Annotated in this window: 26 protein-coding genes and 10 tRNA genes; 34 read left to right on the top strand and 2 right to left on the bottom strand. The window is 38.9% G+C overall.

All coding sequences use genetic code 11. The features are described from left to right. The first annotated feature begins 1 nt into the window (after window position 1). From ABDZ91_RS05510 to ABDZ91_RS05470, 9 genes are all read left to right on the top strand, one after another. Window positions 2–967 (top strand): ABC transporter permease, encoded by a 966-nt coding sequence (locus ABDZ91_RS05510; protein ID WP_343797038.1) that lies wholly within the window; start codon window positions 2–4, stop codon window positions 965–967. Between the two features lie 11 nt (window positions 968–978). Then, window positions 979–1,902, top strand: a complete 924-nt coding sequence (gene opp4C, locus ABDZ91_RS05505; RefSeq protein ID WP_343797037.1) for an oligopeptide ABC transporter permease — start codon at window positions 979–981, stop codon at window positions 1,900–1,902. A 223-nt stretch (window positions 1,903–2,125) separates the two neighbouring features. Next, the gene (locus ABDZ91_RS05500; RefSeq protein WP_343797035.1) at window positions 2,126–3,208 is read left to right on the top strand and encodes a D-alanine--D-alanine ligase; all 1,083 of its coding nucleotides are present in this window, start codon (window positions 2,126–2,128) and stop codon (window positions 3,206–3,208) included. 14 nt (window positions 3,209–3,222) lie between these two features. Then, window positions 3,223–4,602, top strand: a complete 1,380-nt coding sequence (locus ABDZ91_RS05495) for a UDP-N-acetylmuramoyl-tripeptide--D-alanyl-D-alanine ligase (protein WP_343797033.1) — start codon at window positions 3,223–3,225, stop codon at window positions 4,600–4,602. A 268-nt stretch (window positions 4,603–4,870) separates the two neighbouring features. Next, complete coding sequence (locus ABDZ91_RS05490; RefSeq protein WP_343797031.1) at window positions 4,871–5,575, top strand: alpha/beta hydrolase; 705 nt, start codon at window positions 4,871–4,873, stop codon at window positions 5,573–5,575. A gap of 154 nt (window positions 5,576–5,729) precedes the next feature. Further along, window positions 5,730–7,166, top strand: coding sequence for a degradosome RNA helicase CshA (cshA, locus tag ABDZ91_RS05485; protein ID WP_425541792.1), 1,437 nt, complete (start codon window positions 5,730–5,732; stop codon window positions 7,164–7,166). A gap of 497 nt (window positions 7,167–7,663) precedes the next feature. Continuing rightward, window positions 7,664–8,626 (top strand): UV DNA damage repair endonuclease UvsE, encoded by a 963-nt coding sequence (gene uvsE / locus ABDZ91_RS05480; RefSeq protein WP_343797027.1) that lies wholly within the window; start codon window positions 7,664–7,666, stop codon window positions 8,624–8,626. Between the two features lie 76 nt (window positions 8,627–8,702). Beyond that, the gene (locus ABDZ91_RS05475; RefSeq protein ID WP_343797024.1) at window positions 8,703–9,179 is read left to right on the top strand and encodes a PH domain-containing protein; all 477 of its coding nucleotides are present in this window, start codon (window positions 8,703–8,705) and stop codon (window positions 9,177–9,179) included. Beyond that, a complete protein-coding gene (locus ABDZ91_RS05470; protein ID WP_343797022.1) occupies window positions 9,172–10,605 on the top strand; it encodes a PH domain-containing protein in 1,434 nt (477 codons plus the stop codon). The genes ABDZ91_RS05475 and ABDZ91_RS05470 overlap by 8 nt, the downstream gene beginning before the upstream one ends. A 745-nt stretch (window positions 10,606–11,350) precedes the next feature. Here the strand turns inward: ABDZ91_RS05470 and ABDZ91_RS05465 are convergent. Beyond that, complete coding sequence (locus tag ABDZ91_RS05465; RefSeq protein ID WP_343797020.1) at window positions 11,351–11,956, bottom strand: rhomboid family intramembrane serine protease; 606 nt, start codon at window positions 11,954–11,956, stop codon at window positions 11,351–11,353. A gap of 134 nt (window positions 11,957–12,090) precedes the next feature. Between ABDZ91_RS05465 and acpS the strand changes: the two genes are divergently transcribed. The 14 genes from acpS to ABDZ91_RS05395 all read left to right on the top strand — a co-directional run bounded on the left by acpS (window position 12,091) and on the right by ABDZ91_RS05395 (window position 23,350). Further along, a complete protein-coding gene (gene acpS / locus ABDZ91_RS05460) occupies window positions 12,091–12,447 on the top strand; it encodes a holo-ACP synthase (protein WP_343797191.1) in 357 nt (118 codons plus the stop codon). Window positions 12,448–12,753: 306 nt separating this feature from the next. Further along, window positions 12,754–13,785, top strand: a complete 1,032-nt coding sequence (locus tag ABDZ91_RS05455; RefSeq protein ID WP_343797019.1) for a LolA family protein — start codon at window positions 12,754–12,756, stop codon at window positions 13,783–13,785. A gap of 132 nt (window positions 13,786–13,917) precedes the next feature. After that, window positions 13,918–15,054 carry an alanine racemase gene (alr, locus tag ABDZ91_RS05450; RefSeq protein WP_343797018.1) on the top strand — a complete coding sequence of 379 codons (1,137 nt, stop codon included), beginning with the start codon at window positions 13,918–13,920 and terminating at the stop codon, window positions 15,052–15,054. A gap of 146 nt (window positions 15,055–15,200) precedes the next feature. Continuing rightward, complete coding sequence (locus tag ABDZ91_RS05445) at window positions 15,201–15,482, top strand: CopG family ribbon-helix-helix protein (RefSeq protein ID WP_343797016.1); 282 nt, start codon at window positions 15,201–15,203, stop codon at window positions 15,480–15,482. A gap of 4 nt (window positions 15,483–15,486) precedes the next feature. Then, a complete protein-coding gene (locus ABDZ91_RS05440) occupies window positions 15,487–15,837 on the top strand; it encodes a type II toxin-antitoxin system PemK/MazF family toxin (protein ID WP_343797014.1) in 351 nt (116 codons plus the stop codon). 356 nt (window positions 15,838–16,193) lie between these two features. Then, window positions 16,194–17,021, top strand: coding sequence for an STAS domain-containing protein (locus tag ABDZ91_RS05435; RefSeq protein WP_343797012.1), 828 nt, complete (start codon window positions 16,194–16,196; stop codon window positions 17,019–17,021). Further along, entirely contained in the window at window positions 17,018–17,374 is a 357-nt protein-coding gene (locus ABDZ91_RS05430) for an STAS domain-containing protein (protein WP_343797011.1), read from the top strand. Before ABDZ91_RS05435 ends, ABDZ91_RS05430 begins: the two co-directional genes overlap by 4 nt. A gap of 3 nt (window positions 17,375–17,377) precedes the next feature. After that, complete coding sequence (locus tag ABDZ91_RS05425; protein WP_343797009.1) at window positions 17,378–17,779, top strand: anti-sigma regulatory factor; 402 nt, start codon at window positions 17,378–17,380, stop codon at window positions 17,777–17,779. Between the two features lie 11 nt (window positions 17,780–17,790). After that, entirely contained in the window at window positions 17,791–18,801 is a 1,011-nt protein-coding gene (locus tag ABDZ91_RS05420; RefSeq protein ID WP_343797008.1) for a PP2C family protein-serine/threonine phosphatase, read from the top strand. A gap of 57 nt (window positions 18,802–18,858) precedes the next feature. After that, complete coding sequence (locus ABDZ91_RS05415; protein WP_343797007.1) at window positions 18,859–19,191, top strand: anti-sigma factor antagonist; 333 nt, start codon at window positions 18,859–18,861, stop codon at window positions 19,189–19,191. After that, window positions 19,188–19,667, top strand: coding sequence for an anti-sigma B factor RsbW (rsbW, locus tag ABDZ91_RS05410; protein WP_343797005.1), 480 nt, complete (start codon window positions 19,188–19,190; stop codon window positions 19,665–19,667). Before ABDZ91_RS05415 ends, rsbW begins: the two co-directional genes overlap by 4 nt. Further along, entirely contained in the window at window positions 19,645–20,439 is a 795-nt protein-coding gene (gene sigB / locus ABDZ91_RS05405; RefSeq protein WP_343797003.1) for an RNA polymerase sigma factor SigB, read from the top strand. Before rsbW ends, sigB begins: the two co-directional genes overlap by 23 nt. Window positions 20,440–20,574: 135 nt before the next feature. Then, window positions 20,575–21,027 (top strand): SpoIIE family protein phosphatase, encoded by a 453-nt coding sequence (locus tag ABDZ91_RS05400; protein WP_343797001.1) that lies wholly within the window; start codon window positions 20,575–20,577, stop codon window positions 21,025–21,027. 148 nt (window positions 21,028–21,175) lie between these two features. Further along, window positions 21,176–23,350, top strand: coding sequence for a Tex family protein (locus tag ABDZ91_RS05395; RefSeq protein ID WP_343797189.1), 2,175 nt, complete (start codon window positions 21,176–21,178; stop codon window positions 23,348–23,350). 316 nt (window positions 23,351–23,666) lie between these two features. Here ABDZ91_RS05395 and cmpA read toward each other — a convergent pair whose 3' ends face one another. Beyond that, window positions 23,667–23,786 (bottom strand): cortex morphogenetic protein CmpA, encoded by a 120-nt coding sequence (cmpA, locus tag ABDZ91_RS05390; RefSeq protein WP_343796999.1) that lies wholly within the window; start codon window positions 23,784–23,786, stop codon window positions 23,667–23,669. A gap of 107 nt (window positions 23,787–23,893) precedes the next feature. On the opposite strand from cmpA, the gene ABDZ91_RS05385 reads away from it, so the two are divergent. From ABDZ91_RS05385 to ABDZ91_RS05335, 11 genes are all read left to right on the top strand, one after another. Next, complete coding sequence (locus tag ABDZ91_RS05385) at window positions 23,894–24,352, top strand: SprT family protein (protein WP_343796997.1); 459 nt, start codon at window positions 23,894–23,896, stop codon at window positions 24,350–24,352. Between the two features lie 328 nt (window positions 24,353–24,680). After that, window positions 24,681–24,755 (top strand) — tRNA-Asn (locus tag ABDZ91_RS05380). A 14-nt stretch (window positions 24,756–24,769) separates the two neighbouring features. Beyond that, window positions 24,770–24,860 (top strand) — tRNA-Ser (locus ABDZ91_RS05375). Between the two features lie 15 nt (window positions 24,861–24,875). After that, window positions 24,876–24,947, top strand: a tRNA-Glu gene (locus ABDZ91_RS05370). Window positions 24,948–24,992: 45 nt separating this feature from the next. Beyond that, a tRNA-Asp gene (locus ABDZ91_RS05365) sits at window positions 24,993–25,069 on the top strand. A gap of 156 nt (window positions 25,070–25,225) precedes the next feature. Further along, window positions 25,226–25,300, top strand: a tRNA-Gln gene (locus ABDZ91_RS05360). A 22-nt stretch (window positions 25,301–25,322) separates the two neighbouring features. Beyond that, window positions 25,323–25,408, top strand: a tRNA-Leu gene (locus tag ABDZ91_RS05355). A gap of 66 nt (window positions 25,409–25,474) precedes the next feature. After that, a tRNA-Leu gene (locus tag ABDZ91_RS05350) sits at window positions 25,475–25,561 on the top strand. 3 nt (window positions 25,562–25,564) lie between these two features. Further along, window positions 25,565–25,641: transfer RNA gene (locus tag ABDZ91_RS05345), tRNA-Arg, on the top strand. 18 nt (window positions 25,642–25,659) lie between these two features. After that, window positions 25,660–25,733 (top strand) — tRNA-Pro (locus tag ABDZ91_RS05340). A 23-nt stretch (window positions 25,734–25,756) separates the two neighbouring features. After that, window positions 25,757–25,830, top strand: a tRNA-Gly gene (locus tag ABDZ91_RS05335). The last annotated feature ends 125 nt before the right edge of the window (window positions 25,831–25,955 follow it).

Genomic DNA, 25,955 nt, shown 5'->3' with positions numbered 1-25,955 from the left:
GATGTACAAATATATCATTCGGCGCATTCTTATCTTTATACCTATGTTAATCGCTTTAACGATTATCGTATTTGGATTGGTACGAGCTGCACCCGGGGACCCATTTACAGGAAGAATATTAGATCCAAATATTGATCCTGAAGTGTTCGAACAACAGAAGACTGCTGCTGGATTAAACGACCCTCTTCCTGTCCAATATTTCCGCTGGGTATCCAATGCAGTTCAAGGTGACTTCGGTAAATCATTTATTTATAAGGGGCGTGAAGTCTCTGATTTAATTGGTGATCGAATTCAGAACACCATATATTTAGGTGCATTTTCACTTTTCATTACAATCATCGTATCTATTCCTATTGGAATATACTCCGCTAGAAAGCCATATTCATTACTCGATTACGGGGCAACGACGTTTGGCTTCCTTGGATTGGCTATTCCAAACTTCTTCTTTGGATTAGTTGCTATTTACTTCTTCTCAATTCACTTGGGATGGTTCCCATCACAGGGGTCTGTATCCGCAAATGGCTTAGAGGGGTTTGAGTTAATATTGAACAAACTTCATCACCTTGTGTTACCTGGACTTACACTCGGTTTGGCAGGGACGGCAACGTATATGCGCTATATGCGTTCAGAAGTTTTAGATGTTTTAGGGAAAGATTTTATTCGAACAGCAAAGGCAAAAGGAATGACCAGCCGAAATGTACTGTATAAACACACACTTCGGAATGCTTTAATTCCTATTATCACTTTAATGGGCTTCGAAATTGGAGTTCTTTTAAGTGGGGCCGTTATTACCGAAGGTGTATTCCAATACCCAGGTTTAGGAACGCTTTTCCTTACCTCTATAGGTAACCGAGATTACCCAGTCATTATGGCGATCAATTTACTACTAGGCTTCTTTATTCTACTTGGGAATTTATTAGCCGATATCTTTTACAGTATCGTCGATCCAAGAATCCGCTACGATTGAGGTGAATGAATATGGAATCTAATCCACAAATCACAACGAATCAAAATCCCGAGTTGAATCAAAAAGGGAAGGTAGCAAAAAGTAAAAGCCCTTTCCAGCTAGCTTTAAGACGTTTTATGAAGAATAAGCTAGCGGTGGCAGGGGTAATTATACTCCTTCTTATTATAATGGTCGTTATATTAGCACCATTTTTCACAGATCATAGTCCTACGAAATCCAATTTAATGATGATTGAAAGACCTCCAAGTGAAGAACATCCGCTTGGTAATGATAGTTCTGGAAGGGACAACCTTTCACGACTTCTTTATGGGGGAAGAATTTCTTTAATTGTTGGCTTTAGTGCCATGTTCTTTACACTCATTATTGGGGTTGTACTAGGATCAATTGCTGGATACTACGGTGGTAAAGTGGATGCATTTATCATGCGTGCTGCTGATATGATGCTTGTACTACCTTTCCTAGTATTACTCTTAACTATTGTTGCTCTATTAGATAAAGTAACCGTAGGTATTTTCGTAGCAATTATTGCATTAACCTCGTGGCCAAATCTAACGAGGATTATACGGGGTACATATTTATCACTACGAGAGCAAGAATTTGTTCTAGGAGCACGGGCAATTGGTGCCAGCGATTTCCGAATTATTTTCAAGCACTTTATACCTAATGCTATTGGTCCAATTGTAGTTAATGCCACACTCATGATGGCAACTTACATCATCATCGAGTCTGGTTTAAGCTTTATTGGATTTGGTATTCCACAACCTACTCCAACATGGGGTAACATGATATCTGAAGCACAAAGCTTACGTATTCTACGTAATAGTCCAGAAGCGTGGGTACCACCAGGGCTTATGATACTAACAACAGTTTTATGTATTAACTTTATCGGTGATGGGCTAAGAGATGCATTTGATCCGAAAAGTAATAGAAGATAAACACAAAAATAACCTACTGATCAATGTCAGTGGGTTTTTTTTCACTCCTACTTTTTCTCCATTGTGGAAACCCTCTGGTTTAGATGTATACTATAAGTACGCGACAAGCGTTTCTTCCATAGAATAAAAGATATATAAATGGGTATTAACCTAACATAAAAACGACGGCTATTATTCAAAAGTGTTTGGATAAAGAGTTCATTACAACGTGGAGGTATTCCTTATGAAAACAAAACTACATTTACTGTATGGTGGAAAATCGGCTGAACATAAAGTATCAATGCAAACAGCAAAAGCTGTTATGAATGCAGTTGATCAGTCCAAGTACGAGGTTCATCCAATCTATATAAATGAACAAGGCAATTGGAAAAAAGGCCCTGTGTTAGAAGGCGAAGTTACTGATATTAAATCATTAGAATTTACTTCTCCGGAGACTTCTGTTTCTCCACTGGATTTGAGTCGAGAAATAAGTGTTGGAGGTTCTGATAACTATGAAGCAGAGGTGGTGTTTCCTTTACTTCATGGTCCAAACGGTGAGGATGGAACAGTCCAGGGAATGCTCGAACTACTAGGGTTACCGTACGTAGGAAACGGAGTTCTAGCTTCTTCTGCAGGAATGGATAAAGTAGCAATGAAGGCTTTATTTGCTCAAGCGGGCTTACCTCAAGTGGATTATGTTGGATTTATACGTAGAGATTGGGAGCAACAACAAGAGGAGGTTGCGTCCAATATTGAAGAGAAGCTAGGATATCCTTGTTTTGTAAAGCCAGCCAATTTAGGGTCGAGTGTAGGGATTAGCAAATGTAAAAATAGAGAAGAACTGCAAGTGGCGGTGGAAGAAGCATTACAGTATGACCGGAAAATTATCGTAGAAGAGGGCGTCATAGCAAGGGAGATTGAAATCGGTGTAATTGGAAACGACGAACTTCAATGTTCCGTTGTTGGAGAAATTGTACCAAAAACAGAATTCTATGATTACAAATCAAAATATGAAGATGGAGATACAGCGCTTATTATCCCTGCAGACGTCTCTGTTGATATCTACCAAGAAATGAAAGAAATGGCTATGCGAGCATATCAAACACTTGATTGTTCAGGGTTAGCACGTGTGGACTTCTTTTTAACAAAAGAGGGAAAAGTTTTAATTAACGAAGTAAACACGATGCCAGGTTTTACTCCAGTCAGTATGTTCCCATTGTTATGGAAGCATAGTGGATTAGAATATCCTGCACTTATTAACAAACTTGTGGAATTAGCCATTGAAAGACATGATGAAAAAATGAAGATACGTTACACTTTTGATTGATCGGAGGATTTGGAATGATTAAAAGAACCCTAGAACAAGTAGCCAATATGTCTAATGCAGAACTTTCCAAGCCAGAATTGAGGCTGGAGAACGTCCATGGGGTTTCAATCGATACAAGGTCCATCCAAAAAGGTCAATTGTTTATCCCGCTACCTGGTCCTAATTCAGATGGTCACCAGTTTGTAAGGCAAGCATATGAAAAGGGTGCAGCAGCTGCTTTTTGGAAGAGAGATATGCCTAATCCTCCTGAAGATATTCCTTTGCTTATCGTAGAAGATCCACTTCAGGCTATGCAAGACTTAGCCCAAAGCTACCGACACCAAACAGGTGTAAAAGTTGTGGGAGTGACTGGTAGCAATGGCAAAACGTCTACAAAAGACATGATTGCTCAAATTCTTTCAGGAACTTATTCAGTGCAAAAGACTATTGGTAATTTTAATAGTCAGCAAGGTCTTCCCCTTACGTTATTAGCATTAGAAGAGGAAACGGAAATTATTGTTTTAGAGATGGGAATGAGTGCTAAAGGACAAATCGAGAAACTCTCGAATATTGCCAATCCTGATATTGCAGTCATTACGAATATTGGTGAGTCACATCTACAAGATTTAGGTTCCCGTGAAGGTATTGCAGAGGCAAAATTTGAAATTATTAAAGGCCTAAATCCGGATGGTCTCTTTATCTATGATGGAGATGAACCGTTGTTACAAGCACTGGTTAACCAGCAAAATTTCCTTTTTGAGACCCTGTCTTTTGGGAAAAGTGATACGTGTAACCTATATCCTGTTTCGATACAGTTAAAAGGAAGCGGAACTGAGTTCGTGGTTCAAGCTTTCCCGACGACCACCATGTATTTGCCAGTACTTGGTTTACACAATGTCAAAAATGCATTAGCTGCAATAGCGGTAGCTCGTTTTCTCGGAATATCAGTAGAATCCATTAAAGAGCAACTGAGGCATTTAAATCTTACTTCCATGAGAATGGAAACCCATGAAGGTCTAAATGGTTCGCTCATCATTAACGATGCCTATAACGCAAGTCCGACTTCCATGAAAGCAGCAATTGAATTGGTTCATTCTTTAGACCAATATTCCAATAAGGTATTAGTAGTGGGAGACATGTTGGAGTTGGGACCTAAAGAAGAGGATTTCCACAAAGAGATTGGCCACTATATAGCTGATAAACATATCCAACATGTGCTTACGTTTGGACCGTTAGCCCGGAATATTGCCGATGGAATTAAAGACAAAAATCAAACCATTGAAGTGAAAGAATTCATTGATAAACAGGAATTGAAAATGGCTGCTAGCTCCTTACTAGATGGGAATACGGTACTGTTAATAAAAGCATCGAGGGGAATGAAACTAGAAGAACTTTTGGAAGGGCTCACTTCGTAAGAGGAATGGCTAGCTTATTGCCATTCCTTTTTCTCAGGTTTTCATTAAAAGGTTTTAGACTTCGTAAAGAAGGGCAAAATATAAATGTAAGTTAATGGCCATCCTGAGGAGCTTTCATAAGAATGAAACAATAAATTTCTGTTTTCTATGAATAAGGACTATAAAATTTTATCACCTTAACATACATATGATACAAAACGATTTTTTTCGTAGAAGGGTGGAAAGTAGAACGCTTTTCTATGTGTCGTTGTAAAAGTTGGGTGATAAAATGATTGGATGCTTAATTATTCATGGATTTACAGGTGGTCCGCATGAAGTTGAGCCACTCGAAGAGTTTTTAAAACAGCATACAAACTGGCATGTAGTCTCACCTACTTTACCTGGGCATGGAGAAAAGCTTAGGTTAAAGGGAATTTTTTATTACGAATGGGTACGAACTGCTGAAGAAGAATTGAAGGAATTACTTCAAGTTTGTGATACAGTATATGTAGTAGGCTTTTCCATGGGTGGAATGATTGCCAGTTATCTAACGGTGAAATACCCTGTAGCCAAATTGGTGTTACTAAGTGCTGCACTATATTATATAAATCCACGACAGTTGGGGATCGATATAAAAAATATAATGAAGGATGCCATGAGAGGAACTTTACTTCAAAACGAACTTTTCCAGAGATACAAACGGAAAATAGCTTCTACTCCTATTTCAGCAACTACTCAGTTCAGAAAACTTGTAAAGGACCTCAGACAACATCTACCAAACGTTACAGCACCTACTATGATTGTGCAGGGTTTAGACGATGGGGTTGTACCGCCAAAGGCAGCTCATGTGCTTCATGATTCAATTGGTTCAGAAGAAAAGAAACTGTTGTTTCTTGAGAAGGCTCAACATATTATCTGTCATTGCGAAGAAAAGGACGATCTGTTCCAAGACATCCTCTCATTCTTGGGCCAGGAAATAAAAAAATCAATGTAGGTTGAAAGTTGAAGCTTTTTTCTTTTGTTAAAAACTGTTAAGATGGATTAGTTGTACTGAAAGAACGAAAAGAAGTGTTGAAGGAGAAATGAAATTGACAACAAAGTTTGATGAATTAGGGCTAAGTGCTCTTCTTTTAAAATCAATTAATACAATGGGATTTGAGGAAGCTACACCAATACAAGCTGAAACAATTCCTGTTACTTTACAAGGATACGATGTCATTGGACAAGCACAAACAGGAACAGGTAAAACCGTTGCGTTCGGTGTTCCGTTACTAGAAAGAGTAAATGTTCGTAACTCTGAAGTACAAGGACTCATTATTGCACCAACGCGTGAGTTAGCTGTTCAGGTTAGTGAAGAGCTATATAAATTAGGTCAAGATAAGCGTGTACGTGTTCTTTCCATCTATGGAGGGCAAGACATTCAAAGACAAATACGTGCACTGAAAAAAGGTCCTCATATTATTGTGGGAACACCAGGACGTATTATGGACCACATGAATCGTGGAACCATAAACTTTAATAGTGTTCATACAGTCGTTCTTGACGAAGCAGATGAAATGTTAAATATGGGATTTGTTGAAGATATTGAAGCAATTCTTTCGAAAGTACCAACAGAAAGACAAACTCTTTTATTCTCTGCAACAATGCCAGGACCAATTAGAAGCATTGCGAACCGCTTCATGAAAGAACCAAAAGTTATTCGTACAAAAGCAAAAGAAATGACAGTTCCACAAATTGAACAAGCATATGTCGAGGTACATGAAAAGAAAAAATTTGATGTACTCACTAGACTATTGGATATTCAGTCACCTGAGCTCGCGATTGTATTTGGTCGTACAAAGCGAAGAGTAGACGAACTTGCAAATGCTCTTTCTATCAGAGGATATACAGCTGAAGGAATTCACGGAGATCTAACACAAGCAAAAAGACTCCAAGTGCTTAAAAAGTTCAAATCTAATTCTATCGACATTTTGGTTGCAACAGATGTAGCGGCTAGAGGGCTTGATATCTCGGGTGTTACACATGTTTATAACTTTGATATCCCGCAAGATCCTGAGAGCTATGTTCACCGAATCGGTCGTACAGGTAGAGCTGGAAAGCAAGGAACGGCTATCACATTTGTTACACCGAGAGAAACATCTTATCTTCGTGTTGTGGAAGAAACGACAAAGAGAAAGATGACAAAAATGAAAGCCCCATCCTTTGATGAAGCGATTGAAGGTCAACAAAGAATGGTTATTGAGCAGCTTCAAACTCTAATTGAGCAGCAAGAAACGAAATACTACTATAAAGCTGCAGAAGAATTATTGGAAAAAGAAGATGCAGTGGCTGTAGTGGCAGCAGCTCTTAAAATGCTAACGAAAGAGCCAAGCGCAACACCGGTTGAATTAACTTCTGAACCGCCATTACCAATGAGACGCGATAAGCGTAGTAACGACCGTGGTAAATCTTATAATTCCAGAAAGAAACAATTTTCATCTAAATCTAACTGGAAAGATTCGGGCCGTGGAGGTTCAAGAAAACGCAGTGGATCTGGTAAAAAATACGGTAACAATAATAACAACAAAAGAGTAAACGAAAGATAAAACGAAAGCCCGGCCTTGTGCCGGGTTTTTTGTGCTTCTTGCAGGGGGAGTGCCCTCTAACTTTTGTTTTTTTCTTGAAATGGTGGTTTTGGAAGGGAGTTTTTATCTAATTTGCTTTTGGTTAACCGGATTTTAATAAAAATAGCATTTCCACGAAGTTTTGGTGGGCGAATATTGAGAGAATATGGGCTTTTCCCAAGTCGTTAGTGCGAAAATTGGATTTTGTGTGCGAATATTTGAATTTAAGTGCGATAAATCATTTTTCAGTGCGATTATGTTATTTTGAGTGCAAATTTCAATTTGTGTGCGAATAATGATGCCTTTTGTGCGAAAATCTCCCTTTTCAGTGCGAAACCTTCCATTTGAGTGCGAAAACCAAAACCTCTGCTTGGAAATTACATGATAATCAAAAATCCATAACCGACCTTACCCAACTTGGATAAAACCACCCTCTAATAGAAACCCTACCGGTAAAACGGAAAAAAGGAGCTACCGATATGTTGGTTCGATTAGGGTATGTTGCTATGAGTATGTCCTTGCAAAATGCTTCACCATCTCAGACCATGACCCACAGTCAGTTTATAAAAATTCCTGACAGAGAAGCTGCAATTCGGAAATTAGAAAGAATTGCAAAATCTAATTTAAAGAATTGCTTGAGGTTATTACGTCATAATGTAGCGAATGATATTGAATTCTTCAGACTTACATCGAAAATTATCCCCTTAGCAAACCATGAGGATGTAAAGGATTGGAATTACATTCGACCTCTTGCAGAAGAATTAAGCGAGGTAAAAGAATTCCTTCTAGCTCATCCCAAAATGCGAGTAGATTTTCACCCGGATCACTTTGTTGTGTTAAATGGTGAAGATACAGATGTTCTAAAGTCCTCTCTCAAAACGTTAGGGATGCATCGAAAGCTTTTAATGGGCATGGGGATTCCTCCCGAACATCGATGTGTCCTACACGTTGGTGGGGTCTATAACGATAAAGAGAAAGCCTTGGAACAATTTATTCATAATTGGGGGTTAATACCAGAGAGTATCCAACGGTTAATTATGCTTGAAAACGATGATACCTCTTTTCATGTAGAGGATGTCTTGTATTTGTGTGAGAAGCTTGGTATTCCGTTAGTGTTTGATATCCATCATCACTTGGCAAATCATGAAAACAAGGATTGGACATTATATTGGGAAAGAATATTAAATACCTGGAAGCATTCTGCACTGCCTCCAAAGATTCATATTTCAAGCCCACGGTCTGAAAAGGAATTCAAGGCACATGCAGAATTTATTGAGCCTTCATTATTACTGGACTTTTTCCATTCCATTAAAGGAAGTGTAGAACAAGTAGACTGTATGATTGAAGCCAAGCGAAAAGATGAGGCGCTATTTAAACTAGTACATGACCTAGAAAAAGAAGCATCGATTGAGTGGGTAAATAAAGCCGCTTTTACGTTATAAAGGATTTAATTCCACCATAATTCTGTTAAACTAAACGTAAAATAGCCGTTTTATGAAAGTGGGTCTGTTTAAACATATGATGAATCCAAGTAATCGGATTTCTAAAAAAGCCCTTTCTGTTTGGAGAATAACAGGTATCATCCATTCACTTATTGCATTATTAGTCCCTATAGGATTTTTCGTACTGCCCTTTTTTTTAGAAGGGCTACATTGGTTTTCTTATACCATCTTATTTGTTTGGTTTGTTCTCGCTTTATTCCTTGTTATTATTATTCCAAAACTTCGATGGAGGAAATGGTGGTATGAGGTTAGAGAGCAAGAGATTGAACTTCAACACGGTATTTTAATTGTGAAAAATACGCTTGTCCCCATGATTCGGGTACAACATGTAGATACAGTTCAAGGGCCAATATTGAAGAAGTATGGATTAGCAACGATTGTTATTTCTACAGCAGCAACCTCTCACGAAATTCCAGCATTAGCAGAGGAAGAAGCAGAACAACTACGATATTCGATATCAAGACTAGCGAGGGTGGCTGAAGAAGATGTCTGAACCAAAAAGACTGCACCCCATTGCTGCTGTACATAAAGTTTTAAAAAGCATAAAAGAATTACTGCTTCCTCTTCTATTATTTTTTGTATTTGGTTCCAATGAGACAACCTTTTACTTTATGGTAGCAGGAGCAATGATCGTTATAGTTGGAATTACGGGTATAGTGTCATGGCTAAAGTACTCCTATCGACTAGAACAGCAAGAACTGCGAATTGAGTATGGGCTGTTTGTTCGAAAAAAAAGATACATACCTTTTGATCGAATTCAAAGTTTAGATTTAACGTCCGGAATATTGCACAGGATGTTTAATCTGGTCCAAGTTAAAGTTGAAACAGCAGGCGGATCTGCAGTAGGAAAGGAGGCAGACGCCGTCTTAACAGCTGTAACAAAACAAGAGGCGGAAAGAATTAAGTCCATTATATTTGCTGAAAGGTCTGAGGTAGCAGAGGATTTACCTGATAAATCAAATGTCACTACAATATATCAAATCACAAATAAACAGTTACTATTATTAGCTACAACTTCAGGCAGTGTTGGAGTTGTTCTATCTGCTGTTATGGCTTTCTTCTTTCAGTTTGAAGAGGTGATTCCCTATGAGGAAATTTTTTCAGGAATCACTGTTTGGGTTCAAGGTAGTGTGCTGTTAATTACCTTTACCATTTTGTTTTTCTTTACATTAGCTTGGGTAGCTTCTATTATCCTTACATACCTCCGATACGCTAACTTTACAGTGAAGAAAGAGCAGGAGGATATTATTATTACAAAGGGGTTAATTGAAAAGAGACAGCTTACATTACCTCTGGTAAGGATTCAATCTGTCCGTGTAGTGGAAAATCCTATCCGGCAACTATTAGGACTAGCAGCAGTTTATGTCGATAGTGCAGGTAGTACAAGTAATGATATGAATGATAAAGCCTTGATGCTTTTTCCTGTTATTCGAAAGAGAGCTTTGAAAGAACTCGTAGAATTAGGGTTACCAGATTATGAAGTAGACCCTCCTTTAAAAGGGGCCCCTGTACATGCATTAAAGTTGCAAATTTTGAGGTCTTTTCTTATTTTGTTACCATTTCTAGCTGCGGGTTTTTATTTTTTTCATAAATGGGGGCTCGTTGTTCTTCTTATAGTTCCGCTCCTATTTACATGGAGATGGTTTCAATATAAAGATACAGGTTATCACCTAAGCGGGAATAAACAGTTAACCCTGAGACATAGGGCGATTTCTAGAACGACATCCTTCCTTCTTAAGAATAAAATTCAAGCCATAGAATGGAATAGGGGGCCAATAATGAGGAAGTGGGAGCTCGTTTCTGTTTGGGGTCATGTAAAATCAGGATCAACAAAATCAATAGCAAAAGTAAACTATATTACTACTCAAGATGCCAAACAAGTTTATCAATGGTTTCGTTCTCAAAATGAATATAAATAAAAAAATAGGGGGTGTCCAGAAGTCTTTTGAGAATGGCCGTTTTTATAAGGATAATGGAAACAGTGTCCGGGTAATGGGCGGAAGTGGACAGGAGATCCGTTATGTGCTTCAAAAAGAGTGTTTTTAAGGGTTTGGCGGACAGAGAATCCGCTATTTGGCAAAAATCAGCTGTAGAAGCTCTTAAAACAGTGGAATAGCGGAACAGGAGTCCGTTTGCCCCGCGAAAATAGACATTTTAATAAGAATAACGGATCCTGTGTCCGGTTAGTGGAGCGAAGTGGACAGGAGATCCGTTATATGCTCAAAAAAGAGTGTTTTATACGGTTTGGCGGACAGAGAATCCGCTATTTGGCAAAAATCAGCTGTAAAAGCTCTTAAAACAGTGGAATAGCGGAACAGGAGTCCGTTTGCCCCGCGAAAATAGCCATTTTAATAAGAATAACGGATCCTGTGTCCGGTTAGTGGAGCGAAATGGACAGGAGATCCGTTATTTGCTCAAAAAAGAGTGTATTATACTGTTTGGCGGACAGAGAATCCGCTATTTGGCAAAAATCAGCTGTAAAAGCTCTTAAAACAGTCTAATAGCGGAACGAGAGTCCGTTTGCCCTTCGGAAATAGCCATTTTCACAAGAATAACGGAACCAGTGTCCGGCTAAATGAATGAACGGAAAAAGGATGAGGAGAAAACCATTCATTTTTCCTCCTCATCCCTTATTTTAGGACTTACTAGACAGCGCCTATTTGTTCACGAAGTCCTTTTTCCACGCCCATAATGAAGGAAGAAGTACCCGAACCCAAATCCCCCAATAGCCCCGAACAAGTGTGCAATCATGTTAATATTAGGTTGGATAACGGTAAATAGGACACCTAGTACTAAAATTAATACAATCGATTGACGAATTTGCTTTGGGAAATGATTTTTTCTAAAAAGGATTAAACTTAAATAGAAACCAAATAGACCATAAAAAGAACCACTTGCCCCTAAGTGAGTGTAGCTTGATGGAAGAAGGATAAAGGTTGCCAGGTTTCCGACAATTCCAGAAAATAAATAAAGGTTAATAAAGCCAACCTTTCCGAGTAGCTTCTCTAAAAATGGAGAGAAAATAATGACAGCTACGGTATTCATTAAAAAGTGTGCTAATTGAATGTGTAAAAAGATGGGGGTCACTAGTCTCCAAATTTCACCTTGGCCAACTAAAAAGTTGATGCCAATCATCGAAGTAATCACCTTGATATTTGGTAAGAATGGAAGGTGTGCAGCTAAATAAACCAGTATGTTGATACAAACAATCGCTGTAATCACAGGGTATTCTCTTATATATTCACGAAAACTTTCTGTTCTGACAAACATGAAAGAGCTCCTTTCAATTAAGGTTAATGTAAAAACAGATAAAAACAGGTTTTGTTCAGGGGCTTGTGCATTTGTTTGCACAAGCAGTTTAATATATTCGTTTTCATTCTAAATTAGAAGGGATGGAAGAGCAATTGATAACAGGTATCGGAATAGACATTATTGAAAAGGATCGAATACAAAAAGTGGTCAATCGGCAACCTCGATTTCCAAAACGCATTTTAACAGAGAATGAACTTAAGGAATATAATCGGTACCCTTTGAAGCGGAAGGTGGAGTTCTTAGCTGGTAGATTTGCAGCAAAAGAAGCCTATGCAAAAGCTAAAGGGGTAGGGATTGGGGAAGAGCTCTCTTTTCAATCTATAGAAATACAACGAGATGAAAGGGGAAAACCATTTTATGCTAAGCCTGAATCCAAAGGTGTTCACCTCTCCATTTCTCATAGTCACGAGTTTGTTGTAGCGCAAGCCATTATCGAAAGTGAAGCGTGATAAAGAAAAAATACATATCCATATACTCGTAACCAATAGTAAAAAACTTTTTCATGCTTGTCAGCCGAAGTGGACATAAATGTAAAACTTGTCTCATATATTTCTAATGCACAAGGAGAGACAAGGAGTCCGAGTCTATACACCAAGCGAGGTCTAGTCAAGGTATTTTACAAAGGTAAAAGTCAGGTAGGGAATCATAACTTATTACTGACATGGCTAGGCTGGACACAACATCTTTGAAATTGTCAACTTGGCTATCTCCCTCTCTACTCAGTTAAATGAAGACACGAAGAAGGGGTTGAAAGCATGAAAAAATGGTTGTTGCCATTGTTGTGCCTGGTGTTAATGGTTGTATTAAGTGCTTGTGGAGCTAAGTCCCAAGAGGATGTCGTTTCAGATCTCAATAAGAAGATGGATGGGCTAACGAGCTATAAAACGAAAGCCAAAATGACATTACAAATGGGTGCTGAGCCACAAGAATATGATGTTGAAGTATGGCACAACGATCCAGATTATTATCGAGTGGCATTGAAAAATGCAGGTAAAGATCAAAGTCAAATGATCTTAAAGAACAAAGAAGGTGTATTTGTACTAACACCAGCCTTAAACAAGAGCTTCCGTTTCCAAAGCGATTGGCCGAAGAATTCGAGTCAACCATATCTTTACGAGTCACTAGTGCAAGATATTATGGAGGACCCGGAAGCTACGTTTAAAGAAACAGAAGAGCACTTTGTGTTCGAAACGAAAACACGTTATCAAAACAACAAAATGTTGCCGATGCAAGAAATTACCCTCTCTAAAAAGGATCTTGCTCCTGTAAGTGTGAAGGTCATGGATACTGACCATAATCCACTAGTTACTGTAGCTTTCGGTGACACTGAATTTAATGCGAAATTCGATCCAGATTCTTTTGATATGAAAAAGAATATGGAAGGTGCTCAGCTAGATAAAGAAACGACAGCTGGTGTATCTGAAGAAGTTGCAAGCGAGGAATTTGCAGTATTCAATGCGACTTTAGATGGCGCATTTGTCATTGAAGAAAAGCATATGGATACGGAAAATGGTCAAAGAGTGATTCAAATGTATGAATTGGAGTCTGGGGATACAACGAAGAAATTCACGTTAATTCAAGAAAAGGCTGAAGTAATGCCAGCAGCGGTTGTTTCTACGCCGGTAAATGGTGAACCGGTAGATCTAGGATTTACCATTGGAGCTATGACAGCGACAACTGTTCAATGGACACATAACGGGGTTGAATATATGTTAGCTTCTAATGAACTAACGCCTGAAGAAATGGAACATGTAGCTCGTTCTGTTCAAGGAACTATGGTAAAATAATTCTATCTTCAAAGTGAAAGCAGGTTCTCGAAAAGGGAGCCTGTTTTTCTTAATCGTAATTAAGAATTCGGAATTATGAACTATGTTTAGCCTCGTCGCCTAAGCGGTTCCGTTTTCTTAGGAGGGACATAGATGGGATTTTATCGGGATACTTGGGCAGAAATCAATCTAGATGCCATTAACTGGAACGTAACACAAATGAAGAATTTTCTCCCGACTGGTACAGAACTCATGGCCGTCGTGAAAGCTAATGCTTATGGGCATGGTGATGTACAAGTGGCCCAAACGGCATTGGAATCAGGAGCTGATTTTATAGCTGTCGCGATTTTAGATGAGGCGATTGCTCTTCGACAAAAAGGTGTAAAAGCTCCAATCTTGGTTCTCGGTGCCACGAGGCCAACAGATGTACAGGTAGCCTCTGACTATAACATATCATTAACAGTCTTTAAAAAAGACTGGTTACTACAAGCGAAATCCATTCTTAATCCAAAACAATTCATAAAGATCCACATTAAAGCAGATACTGGTATGGGACGTTTAGGAATTCAAGATTTTGAGGAACTGGTTGAGCTTATTGAAGTTTGTAAGACCTCATCTTCTTTTGTTTGGGAAGGTTTATTTACGCACTTTGCAACAGCAGACCAGCTAGAGGAGAGTTATTTTTCTAAGCAACTCAACCTGTTTCATTCTTGGGTGAGCCAGCTTGATGCAAAGCCACCAATCATCCATATAAGTAACAGTGCTGCAGGCTTCAAAGAGAATATCCAAAAATATAATGCTGTTCGAATGGGGATTTCAATGTACGGTCTAACTCCTTCACCTGAAATAAAACCCTATCTACCATTCGAATTAAAGCCTGCGCTCTCCCTTTATACAAAAATGGTTCAAGTGAAACAGGTGTCAAAAGGAACAGCAATCAGCTATGGAAATACTTATGTGGCTGAAGAAGATGAATGGATAGCAACTCTACCTATTGGTTATGCGGATGGTTGGATAAGAAAAAATCAAGGACATGATGTGAGTGTTGATGGGAAAAGGGTCCCTATTATTGGCCGTATTTGTATGGATCAATGTATGATTAAGCTTCCTAAATATTTTGCAGAAGGAACGGTTGTCTCATTGATTGGAGATGTGGTTTCAATGGATGAGGTAGCTGATAGACTAGAGACTATCAACTATGAAGTAGCTTGTATGATTTCAAGCCGAGTTCCCCGTATTTATATCAAAAATGACCAACAAATGGTGACGGATAACCCGATTTTAAGGTAATCTTTAAAACTTGATGCATAAAGGACAATCCTTTTTGCTTATAATAGAGAGGAATTGTTCAAGAAGCCTTTTCAGGGCTTGGATATCATGGTATCATGGAAAGTGGCAAAGAATACAGGTGTAAGTGTCCCGTGGAGGTGTAGCTCGTGTCAGATTCGAATCTTTTAACTGAATTAACCGTTCGGCTACCTAAGCAGCTTGTTTCCGAACTTGACAGCTATGCAGATAGTGAAAACGTTAATTTGAATGAATTGATTTACCGTGCGACAAATATGTATCTACGTGAGAAAAAGAAAAGACAAATCCGTGAATCAATGAGAAGAGGATATATGGAAATGGCTAAAATAAACCTCTCCATTGCTTCGGAAGCATTTCAAGCGGAATATGAGGCAGAACATACCGTAGAAAAGCTGGTCAGCGGGGGATAAATATTTGATTGTGAAACGTGGCGACGTATATTTTGCTGACCTTTCCCCTGTCGTTGGTTCTGAACAAGGTGGAGTAAGACCTGTACTCATTATCCAAAACGATATCGGGAATCGGTTTAGCCCCACTGTCATAGTCGCGGCGATAACAGCACAAATTCAAAAAGCAAAACTCCCAACTCATGTTGAAATTGATGCAGCACGATATGGATTTGAACGTGATTCTGTTATTTTGCTGGAACAAGTCCGGACGATTGATAAACAGCGGTTAACAGATAAGATTACGCATTTAGACGAAGAAATGATGGAAAAAGTGGATGAAGCACTGCAGATTAGTCTAGGACTCATTCATTTTTAACCATAAAGCGCTCTCTTTTTTCAGGGCGTTTTTTCATACATACTACATCTGCCGTCGCGGCTATTATTTAAATATCAATATTAGGTGTTTCTGCCAACCTCTAAGCAAGCTTATAGCTTGCTTTTTCCTTTTTCAGGGCCTTTTTTCATAAACGAGAAGAAAGGCTTATATTTTTTAGAAATTTTCATAAAATAGGTTTTGTTTTAGGGGATTTGGTGTAATAGGTTATAATGGACTTATAAATTTTATGAAGATTTCAAATTGAATTCTAGTGCTACAAACGATTCACATTATTGTTACATCCTATTACCATTGAAGGGATGAGTAGAAATTTGTGGTAAGATAAGGGGGATTTTATGGACACTCGAGCTATAAACTACGTACAAAATCAAAAAGAGGAACTAGTCATAAAATGGACTGAAAGAATGAAAGAAACAACAGATGATCGTATTATCAATGTTGTGTCCGATCAAGTATTCGTTTCAACAGGACGAGAGTTTATTGATTTGATCGCTAGTAAAATCGTTGGGTTAACGTCTTCTCAAAGTCCTTTGGATGACTTTGTAGATAAAATTGTTCAACTCGGATGGACTTTAGGGTTCGTTTCAGATGGGTTTAAAGCATTTGAAGACATATTCGTCCATGCCCTAAAAGAGGAAGGATTCACCGATACAGAACAACTCACCTTGTATTCAAATTTAGATTCGATCCTTACACCTTTATATAATGAAATAGTAAATAGATATACAAGTACATGGGAAAGAACGGTTTCTCTTCAAAAAACAGCGCTTCAAGAATTGTCGGCACCACTAATACCTGTATTTGAAGGCATTACCGTCATGCCATTAATCGGTACAATCGATACAGAAAGAGCCAAGCAAATCATGGAGAACTTATTGAATGGTGTAGTCAATCATCGTTCCGAAGTTGTGTTAATCGATATTACAGGTGTTCCAGTTGTTGATACCATGGTTGCCCATCATATCATTCAAGCTGCAGAAGCTGTGAGATTAGTAGGTTCTAAGTGTATGTTAGTTGGAATACGACCTGAAATTGCACAAACAATCGTTAATCTGGGTATTGATCTAGAGCATATAACGACGAAAAACACCCTGCAAAAGGGAATAGAGTCGGCCTTAGAACTGACAAGTCGCAAAATTGTCAAACTGGAGGGTGCGGAATGAGGATTCCGATATTAAAGCTGCATAATACTCTTTTAGCCTCTATTCAATGGGAGCTAGACGATCAAACAGCTCTTCAATTTCAGGAGGACTTACTGCAAAAAATATATGAGACGGGTGCGAATGGTGTAGTTATAGACATTACAGCCATAGATTTTATAGATTCCTTTATTGCCAAAGTCCTTGGCGATGTTATTCAAATGTCCAAACTAATGGGAGCTAAGGTAGTCATAACTGGGGTTCAACCAGCCGTCGCCATTACGTTACTAGAGCTTGGAGTCACCTTAGATGATGTCTTAACAGCCTTAGATTTAGAGAAAGGTTTGGATAAACTTAGGCAGGAATTGGGGGATTAAAGTATGGCGGACCAGTCCTATGTTCAAATAATTAATGAATGGGACATTGTAGCGGCTCGCCAGCTAGGACGAGATTATGCTAAAGATTTAGGCTTTAGCACAGTAGACCAAGCTCGCATCACGACCGCGATTAGTGAACTAGCACGTAATATATATCTTTATGCAGGAAAAGGTCAGATTTCTATTTATAAATTGAACAGCAGAGGGAAACAGGGTCTATTAGTAGAGGCAATTGATGAGGGGCCAGGCATTGCCGATATCCGAAAAGTTATGGAAGATGGCTTTTCAACTTCAGGCGGACTAGGTGCAGGATTACCTGGAGTAAAACGTTTGATGGATGAATTTGCTATTGATTCTGAAGTAGGGAAAGGGACGCGAATCGAAGCTAAAAAGTGGCTTCGTTAGGAGGATTGTTGATGAGCTTCCGTGAAGAATTAGAGCAACAATATAAGCAAATACTCAGGGGATTTTTGAAGAATCCGACTGAAGAGGCATTATATCAAGCTCAAAATTTCAGTAAGAAGGCAATCGAACAAGGAATATCCCCCGAAGAAATCATAAACATTCATAGGAATGGTTTAATGGATGATATTTCCCTAAATGAAGGAGATACCATTCAAACATTTGAGCTATTACTAGAGGTAATGATGGGGTACGGACTCCGTTTTCGGGAATATCAAAGCCTTCGCTTTAAACAAGAAGAATTAAAAACAGAGATGGAAATTGCAGCAAACGTCCAACAAACCTTATTAGACACGGATATCCCTCAAATCGATTGTTTGGATATTGGTGCTATTAGTGTCCCTGCTAAGCATATGAATGGTGATTATTTCCATTTTGTCCATGATGACAATAATTGTGTGAGTATTGCCATAGCGGATGTGATTGGGAAAGGTATACCAGCTGCATTATGCATGTCTATGATCAAGTACGCAATGGATTCCTTACCTGAACATAGACCAGATCCTCGTTATGTCCTTGAGAATCTTAATCGTGTTGTAGAACAAAATGTAGACCCAAGTATGTTCGTTACAATGTTCTATGGGATGTATAATCCTGTTTCTCATACATTCACCTACTCGTCAGCAGGTCATGAGCCAGGAATCTATTACCATGCCAATTCTGATAGTTTTGAAGAAATTGAAGCTAGAGGATTGATGCTAGGTGTTGATCGGCATACGAAGTACAGACAATATGTCAAGTATATACAACCAAATGACATGATTATTCTTATGTCCGATGGTGTGACCGAATGTAGGACCGATGATGGGTTCATAGAGAGAGAAGCCCTATTGAAATCCATGAGAAAATACATTCATTCAAATGCTCAAGAAATGGTTAATCAAATCTATAAGGAATTAGAAAAACTCCAGGATTTTGAGCTTAGAGATGACTTTACTCTTATTGTTTTAAAAAGAAAGGTTTGACTTACAAGAGTATCGGGTAAGAAATAAAGGAAGAACGCTGAAGAGGTGGGCGATTTTATGAATATAGCGATTGATGTCAAACAAATGGACCATCAAGACCATGTTCATGTTGGTGGTGAAATAGATGCGTATACAGCACCTAAATTACGGGAGGTTCTTTTTCCGTTATCAGAGAAAAAGGGTGTTCATTTAATTGTTGATTTAGGGAATGTATCGTATATGGATAGTACAGGTTTAGGCGTATTCGTCGGGGTTTTTAAAAATGTTCGTAGCAATGATGGGAATTTAATGCTAGTAGGGCTTTCTGAACGCTTAAGGAGATTATTTACAATTACTGGATTGGCGGACATTATGAATATTGAAAGCCATACTGAGGGTGAAGTGCAATGAACCGTTCTTTTGAATATGTTGAAATGAAAATCCCGTCGAAAGCAGAGTATGTTGGAATTATTCGCTTAACGCTTTCTGGAATCGCGAGTAGAATGGGATTCTCTTATGATGAAATAGAAGATTTAAAAATTGCTACGAGTGAAGCTGTTACGAACGCTGTTCAGCATGCCTATCAATCCGCTGAAGTTGGAGATGTATTGATTGGTTTTGCTATTTTTAAAGACCGCTTAGAAATTATCGTTTCAGATAGAGGTCAAACATTTGATTTAGATCAGGTAAGAGGAGAAACAGGTCCATATCAAAACACGGAAGAAACGAATGTAGAAGTACTGCGTGAAGGTGGGCTAGGTCTTTATTTAATTGAGACCTTAATGGATCAAGTTCGAATTCACCAGCAAGATGGGGTGACAGTCCTAATGACGAAGTTTCTCGAAGGAGAGCAGGTGGAAAGGGATGCAAGAACTGTCTCAACCTAATGAAATCACAAAAGAGCAAGTTTTAGAATGGATTAACCAATATCAACAAAACCAAGATGAAGAAGCGCAAGCTAATCTTGTCATACATTATAAAGGACTGGTAGAAACATTAGCTCGTAAATACTCTAAGGGTAGCTCTTACCATGAAGACATTGTTCAAGTAGGCGTTATTGGGTTAATTGGAGCTATCAAGCGATATGATGAAACCTATCAGAAAAGCTTTGAATCTTTTGCTGTTCCAACCATAATTGGTGAGATTAAGAGGTTTTTGCGTGACCGTACTTGGAGTGTGCATGTTCCAAGAAGGATTAAAGAGCTAGGCCCAAAAATTAAGGCAACAGTTGAAAAGCTTACAACGGAATTACAAAGATCTCCTAAGATTGAGGAGATTGCTAATGCTTTAGATGTTACGGAAGAAGAAGTATTGGAAGCAATGGAGATGGGGAAGAGTTATCAAGCCCTATCGGTTGATAGAGCAATCGAAGCAGATGCAGACGGTGGAACGATCACGCTCCTTGATTTGGTCGGTAAACCTGATGAAGGCTATGAAAAAGTGCATCAAAGGCTTGTTCTGGAAAAAGTATTACATGTATTAACAGATCGAGAAAAGCAAATTATTCAATATACGTACCTAGATAATTTGAGTCAAAAAGAAGCGGGTGAAAAGCTTGAAATATCCCAGATGCATGTTTCAAGACTTCAGAGAAGAGCCATTAAAAAGCTTCAGGAAGCAATAAACGCTGATATTCAGATTCGGAGTGACGAAGGTTGACCCATCTTACAGACGAACATGTTGATGTATACAGCTATCAAGCAAAAAAAGAAGGTAATTACCATTGTGGGGATGCCTATTATTATATATCAGATGGTTCAAGGCTTTTTGTTGTGGTTGCAGATGGCTTAGGCAGTGGTTTATGCAAAACAATCAGCAGAAGCTGTTATTGATGCCGCAAAAGAACATATCCAATCACCTGTTGAGGATATTATGAAGGCGTGTAATGAAGCATTACAACAAAAAAGAGGAGCAGCTGTAACGATTGTCGAATTTGACTACACTCGGAATGAGTTCACATTTTGCGGAGTGGGAAATGTGAAATTCCACTTCGTAAAACATGATGGAAGTACAATCTATCCATTGCCAGTGAATGGATACCTATCCGGGAAGGGTCAAAGCTTTAAAATTCGTCGCTATCGATACGAGACACCTTCTCGATTTATTCTGCACACGGATGGTTTAAGTCAGATGTCACATAAAAAGTATTTGAAAATGAACATGCCATTGGATTATATCTATCGCACGATGGTAGAAGGTGTAACTAAAAAAGATGACACCACCTTTGTGATAGGCAGTCTTAAATAATAATTAAATAAGCAGCATGATAATCCAAGGCATTATGTCTTGGTTTTTTTCATCTCTTTTTTACTTGTTTGAAGGTTTACTCCCAAAAGGGAATGTAGTTTATAAAATTTTGATACAATGGAGATATTGATGTGAAAATGGAGGTTGTATAGTGGTTACAGTTGAGGAGCAGCAAATCAATCTTTATACGACAATTGCAAAAGAATTAAATGTAAAGCAAACTCAAGTAAAAAGTGTTATGTCCTTAATTCAGGAAGGGAATACAGTTCCATTTATTGCTCGTTACCGAAAAGAAGCAACGGGATCTCTGGATGAAGTGGCAATCAAAGCCATTACAGAAAGATGGACATACTTAGAGAATTTATTAAAGCGAAAAGAAGAAGTGATTCGCCTAATAGCGGAACAAAATAAATTAACTCCAGAATTAGAAGAAAGTATTTTGAAATCCGAAAAACTCCAAGAAGTGGAAGATCTGTACCGCCCCTATAAACAAAAGAGAAGAACTCGTGCTACCGTGGCGAAGGAGAAAGGACTAGAGCCACTTGCTAATTGGATGTTGTCTTTCCCACTAAGCGGGGATATACAAGAAGAAGCTGCAAAATATCTTTCAGAAGAAAAAGAGGTTTTGACCGCTGAAGAAGCGATACAAGGTGCACAAGATATCATTGCAGAAATGATTTCTGATGAAGCTTCATTACGTAAGTGGATCCGTCAAGAAACATATCGAAATGGTCAAATGGAAACATCCGTTAAGGACCAGGATAAAGATGAAAAAGCTGTTTATGAAATGTACTATGAGTACAAGGAGGCAGTTTCCAAAATCGTTCCCCATCGAATTTTGGCTGTAAATCGTGGGGAGAAGGAAGATATCCTAAAGGTCTCAATCAAACCGGATGTTGAAAAGATAATGGAATACATAGAAAGAAAGTGGATAAAAAATTCTGTATCTGTTGCAGCCCCGTTTGTTAAATTTGCAGCAGAAGATGGATATAAACGGTTGATTCAACCATCTATTGAAAGAGAAATTAGAAATGAGCTTACGGAAAAGGCCGAAGAAAGGGCCATTGAGATTTTCGCAGAAAACTTAAGGAATCTTTTGTTGCAGCCTCCTTTGAAGGGTAGTGTAATGCTAGGGGTTGACCCTGCATACCGAACTGGATGTAAACTGGCTGTTATTGATGAAACGGGGAAAGTTCATTTTATAGGTGTTATTTATCCGCATACATCCGAAGCGAAGAAGAAAGAAGCAAAGGAACGATTTGTAGATATTGTCCGTAAGTATGATGTTCAAATTATTGCAATAGGGAATGGAACAGCATCCCGTGAAACGGAGCAATTCGTGACAGACACTTTAGGGGCGAATAGTTTATCAGTTCCTTACCTCATAGTGAATGAAGCGGGAGCAAGTGTCTATTCTGCATCGGATTTAGCACGTGAGGAATTCCCAGACCTACAAGTAGAGGAAAGGTCAGCTGTCTCTATTGCTAGACGTGTGCAAGATCCATTGGCGGAGCTTGTAAAAATTGACCCAAAATCTGTAGGTGTTGGACAGTACCAGCATGACGTTCAGCAGAAGAGGTTAAATGAACAGCTTCAATTCGTTGTAGAAACTGTCGTAAACCAGGTAGGGGTCAATGTGAACACAGCGTCGCCTTCTCTTTTACAATATGTTGCAGGCCTATCGAAAACCGTGGCTCAAAATATTGTGAAGCAACGTGAAAGTGAAGGGAAATTCACATCTAGGGCTGAGTTAAAGACCATTCCAAGATTAGGTGCCAAAACTTATGAGCAATGTATCGGTTTCCTACGAATTCCAGATGGTAAGAACCCATTAGACCGAACACCCATCCATCCTGAAACCTATAAAGAGGTAGGAACGCTATTAGATAAGTTAGGTCTTACTGAACAACATTTAGGAACTGAGGAGTTAATAGAAGCAATAAAGGCAATTTCTATAGAAGAAATGGCAGAGAGTTTGGGGATTGGAGCTATTACCTTAAAAGATATTTGTGAAGCTCTTGTACGTCCTGAACGAGATCCACGTGATGATTTGCCAAGACCTCTTTTAAAAACAGATGTATTGAAGCTCGAGGATTTAAAGGAAGGGATGGAATTACAGGGGACTGTCCGAAATGTAGTTGATTTTGGTGCATTTGTTGACATTGGGGTTAAACAAGATGGACTAGTCCACATCTCAAAACTAAGTAATAAATTTGTCAAACATCCGCTTGATGTTGTATCGGTGGGGGATATCGTAACCGTATGGGTAGACTCTGTAGATTTGAAAAAAGGTCGAGTGGCATTGACGATGTTGAAATCTTAGTTTTCATAAAAAAAAAGAGCTAATTCAGGAATATAGTTAATATGGACGGTGTTTTTTCGAAGTTCTTCGAAGAAACACCGTTTTTATGTGGTGTGGGATGGTTTATTGGGGTGCAGGATTAAGAGATTTGCGCGGAAATTTGAGTTTGCGCGTCGATATCTTGGAAATGCGCACGAATTTTTAAAAGTACACTCGCATTCAGATACTTTAACAAAAAGTTTATTCACCAAATAAACAAGGGTGTCCTGATCTACAGGCACCCTTGTTCATCCTTCCTATTATTGAATGATGAATAGTTCTTTAAATAAGTAAGTTCCTACGAGGACTCCCCATATTTCTTTTGATAAAAAAACCAACATTGATTCAGAACTTTAATTTGATAACGGTTCTTCTCATAAAAGGCTTTTTTCATTTGATTTTGGAACCAGGTCGGCATAAAAGTTTCCCCTCCCGATTCAAGTAATAGTAATATACAATGTATGCTATAATAAGTTGTCACGTTCCAAGTACAACTTTATCGAATACAATTTTATAGGTGATCATGTGACTAATGAAGAACTCCAACAGTTAGTTGAAGACTTATCTCTTCAATACTTTCAAAAACGATTCAAACATAAAGCCATCTTTAATAACCGACTCCGTACTACAGGTGGAAGATACTTATTAAAATCACATAACATTGAGATTAACCCTAAATACTTGTTTGAATACGGCAAAGAAACAATGGAAGGTATAATAAAGCATGAACTTTGTCACTATCACCTCCATATAGAAGGAAAAGGGTATCAGCATAAAGACAAAGACTTTAAACAACTTCTTCAAAAAGTGGGTGCTCCTCGATTTTGCCAAGTCTTACCCTCTGTGCAGCAGAAACAAAGCTATTTAATATATAAATGTGAAAAATGCTGTAAGGTGTATAAGAGGAAAAGAAGAATCAATGTCCGTAAGTATGTATGTGGGAGCTGTAGAGGAAAGCTTAAATACATTGGAAAAGATATCTAGAAAAAACTTTTGAAAATGGTTTGACATCCAACTCAATCGCTGATATATTATATATCTGTCTGACGCACCATTTCAGACAACGAACCGACATTTTGGTAATGACTGGAGCGTCTTGACAGAGTGCTTGTACGTCATTATAATTTAAAGAGTTGATTCGTGAAAATGAATCAAATCATAACTATTCCGCAGTAGCTCAGTGGTAGAGCACGCCGGAATAAGCTACGAAGCATTTGCTTCAGCGTACAGATTGAGCCACATCTTGAGTAATCATTCTGAAATCTGGACGTTCTTTAAAACACAACATCTTTTTAGGTGAAATATTAACTATTCCGCAGTAGCTCAGTGGTAGAGCATTCGGCTGTTAACCGAACGGTCGTAGGTTCGAATCCTACCTGCGGAGCCAAATCTTCAATTCTTGGGGAAGTACTCAAGTGGCTGAAGAGGCGCCCCTGCTAAGGGTGTAGGTCGCGCGAGCGGCGCGAGGGTTCAAATCCCTCCTTCTCCGCCAGATAACTTTCAATCTGGCCCGTTGGTCAAGTGGTTAAGACACCGCCCTTTCACGGCGGTAACACGGGTTCGAATCCCGTACGGGTCACTTTCTTTTACTTTCTTACAATATAATACACTACAAAAATTAAATGGTCCGGTAGTTCAGTTGGTTAGAATGCCTGCCTGTCACGCAGGAGGTCGCGGGTTCGAGTCCCGTCCGGACCGCCATTACTTTTACGAATATGTATGGAATGAGTATTTGAAAAATATCGGAACATTTAACTACTGAAGTAATTCAAGGTAGTTGTTCATTTGCAATTAAATGCTCCTGCTGTGATTACTCTTGTAGCATATTCAATGAAGTAAATTATGATATTTATTCAATGGGCTATAGCCAAGCGGTAAGGCAACGGACTTTGACTCCGTCATGCGTAGGTTCGAATCCTGCTAGCCCAGCCATTTTTATTTTTAAAACCTTTTTGCGGGTGTGGCGGAATTGGCAGACGCGCTAGACTTAGGATCTAGTGTCTTTATGACGTGGGGGTTCAAGTCCCTTCACCCGCACCAATAATTTCCACTTGATTTAATGATAGATTCCGTGATATGATTGTATTTGTCGCTAAAATAACATACGCGGTCGTGGCGGAATGGCAGACGCGCTAGGTTGAGGGCCTAGTGGGGGTTAACCCCGTGGAGGTTCAAGTCCTCTCGGCCGCACCAAAGGCGCCCGTAGCTCAATTGGATAGAGCGTCTGACTACGGATCAGAAGGTTATGGGTTCGACTCCTGTCGGGCGCGCCATTATAAACTTTATATGAACGGGAAGTAGCTCAGCTTGGTAGAGCACTTGGTTTGGGACCAAGGGGTCGCAGGTTCGAATCCTGTCTTCCCGACTCTTGAAAATTATATTAAATATGCGGGTGTAGTTTAATGGTAAAACCTCAGCCTTCCAAGCTGATGTCGTGGGTTCGATTCCCATCACCCGCTCCAATTTATTTGAAGAAATTGCACCTTGAAAACTGAACAAAGAAAAACGTCAACGTTAATTCAATTTTTTATTTTATGAGCTATTCAAATCTTTTCTTTTATGGAGAGTTTGATCCTGGCTCAGGACG

The organism is Bacillus carboniphilus, assembly GCF_039522365.1.
GTDB lineage: Bacteria > Bacillota > Bacilli > Bacillales > JC228 > Bacillus_BF > Bacillus_BF carboniphilus.
The sequence above is the reverse complement of the archived record's forward strand: the minus strand, read 5'-3'. Positions and strand labels throughout refer to the sequence as shown.

Bases quoted from the DNA above. Each gene is read 5' to 3' on its own strand.
- ABDZ91_RS05465 (WP_343797020.1), bottom strand. From the start codon at position 11,956: ATGTTTGTCAGAACAGAAAGTTTTCGTGAATATATAAGAGAATACCCT.
- cshA (WP_425541792.1), top strand. From the start codon at position 5,730: ATGGGATTTGAGGAAGCTACACCAATACAAGCTGAAACAATTCCTGTT.
- alr (WP_343797018.1), top strand. From the start codon at position 13,918: ATGGGATTTTATCGGGATACTTGGGCAGAAATCAATCTAGATGCCATT.
- ABDZ91_RS05490 (WP_343797031.1), top strand. From the start codon at position 4,871: ATGATTGGATGCTTAATTATTCATGGATTTACAGGTGGTCCGCATGAA.
- cmpA (WP_343796999.1), bottom strand. From the start codon at position 23,786: ATGCCGACCTGGTTCCAAAATCAAATGAAAAAAGCCTTTTATGAGAAG.
- uvsE (WP_343797027.1), top strand. From the start codon at position 7,664: ATGTTGGTTCGATTAGGGTATGTTGCTATGAGTATGTCCTTGCAAAAT.
- ABDZ91_RS05425 (WP_343797009.1), top strand. From the start codon at position 17,378: ATGGCGGACCAGTCCTATGTTCAAATAATTAATGAATGGGACATTGTA.
- ABDZ91_RS05475 (WP_343797024.1), top strand. From the start codon at position 8,703: ATGATGAATCCAAGTAATCGGATTTCTAAAAAAGCCCTTTCTGTTTGG.
- opp4C (WP_343797037.1), top strand. From the start codon at position 979: ATGGAATCTAATCCACAAATCACAACGAATCAAAATCCCGAGTTGAAT.
- ABDZ91_RS05430 (WP_343797011.1), top strand. From the start codon at position 17,018: ATGAGGATTCCGATATTAAAGCTGCATAATACTCTTTTAGCCTCTATT.
- sigB (WP_343797003.1), top strand. From the start codon at position 19,645: ATGCAAGAACTGTCTCAACCTAATGAAATCACAAAAGAGCAAGTTTTA.
- ABDZ91_RS05435 (WP_343797012.1), top strand. From the start codon at position 16,194: ATGGACACTCGAGCTATAAACTACGTACAAAATCAAAAAGAGGAACTA.
- ABDZ91_RS05500 (WP_343797035.1), top strand. From the start codon at position 2,126: ATGAAAACAAAACTACATTTACTGTATGGTGGAAAATCGGCTGAACAT.
- ABDZ91_RS05415 (WP_343797007.1), top strand. From the start codon at position 18,859: ATGAATATAGCGATTGATGTCAAACAAATGGACCATCAAGACCATGTT.
- ABDZ91_RS05420 (WP_343797008.1), top strand. From the start codon at position 17,791: ATGAGCTTCCGTGAAGAATTAGAGCAACAATATAAGCAAATACTCAGG.
- ABDZ91_RS05470 (WP_343797022.1), top strand. From the start codon at position 9,172: ATGTCTGAACCAAAAAGACTGCACCCCATTGCTGCTGTACATAAAGTT.
- ABDZ91_RS05495 (WP_343797033.1), top strand. From the start codon at position 3,223: ATGATTAAAAGAACCCTAGAACAAGTAGCCAATATGTCTAATGCAGAA.
- ABDZ91_RS05510 (WP_343797038.1), top strand. From the start codon at position 2: ATGTACAAATATATCATTCGGCGCATTCTTATCTTTATACCTATGTTA.
- ABDZ91_RS05455 (WP_343797019.1), top strand. From the start codon at position 12,754: ATGAAAAAATGGTTGTTGCCATTGTTGTGCCTGGTGTTAATGGTTGTA.
- rsbW (WP_343797005.1), top strand. From the start codon at position 19,188: ATGAACCGTTCTTTTGAATATGTTGAAATGAAAATCCCGTCGAAAGCA.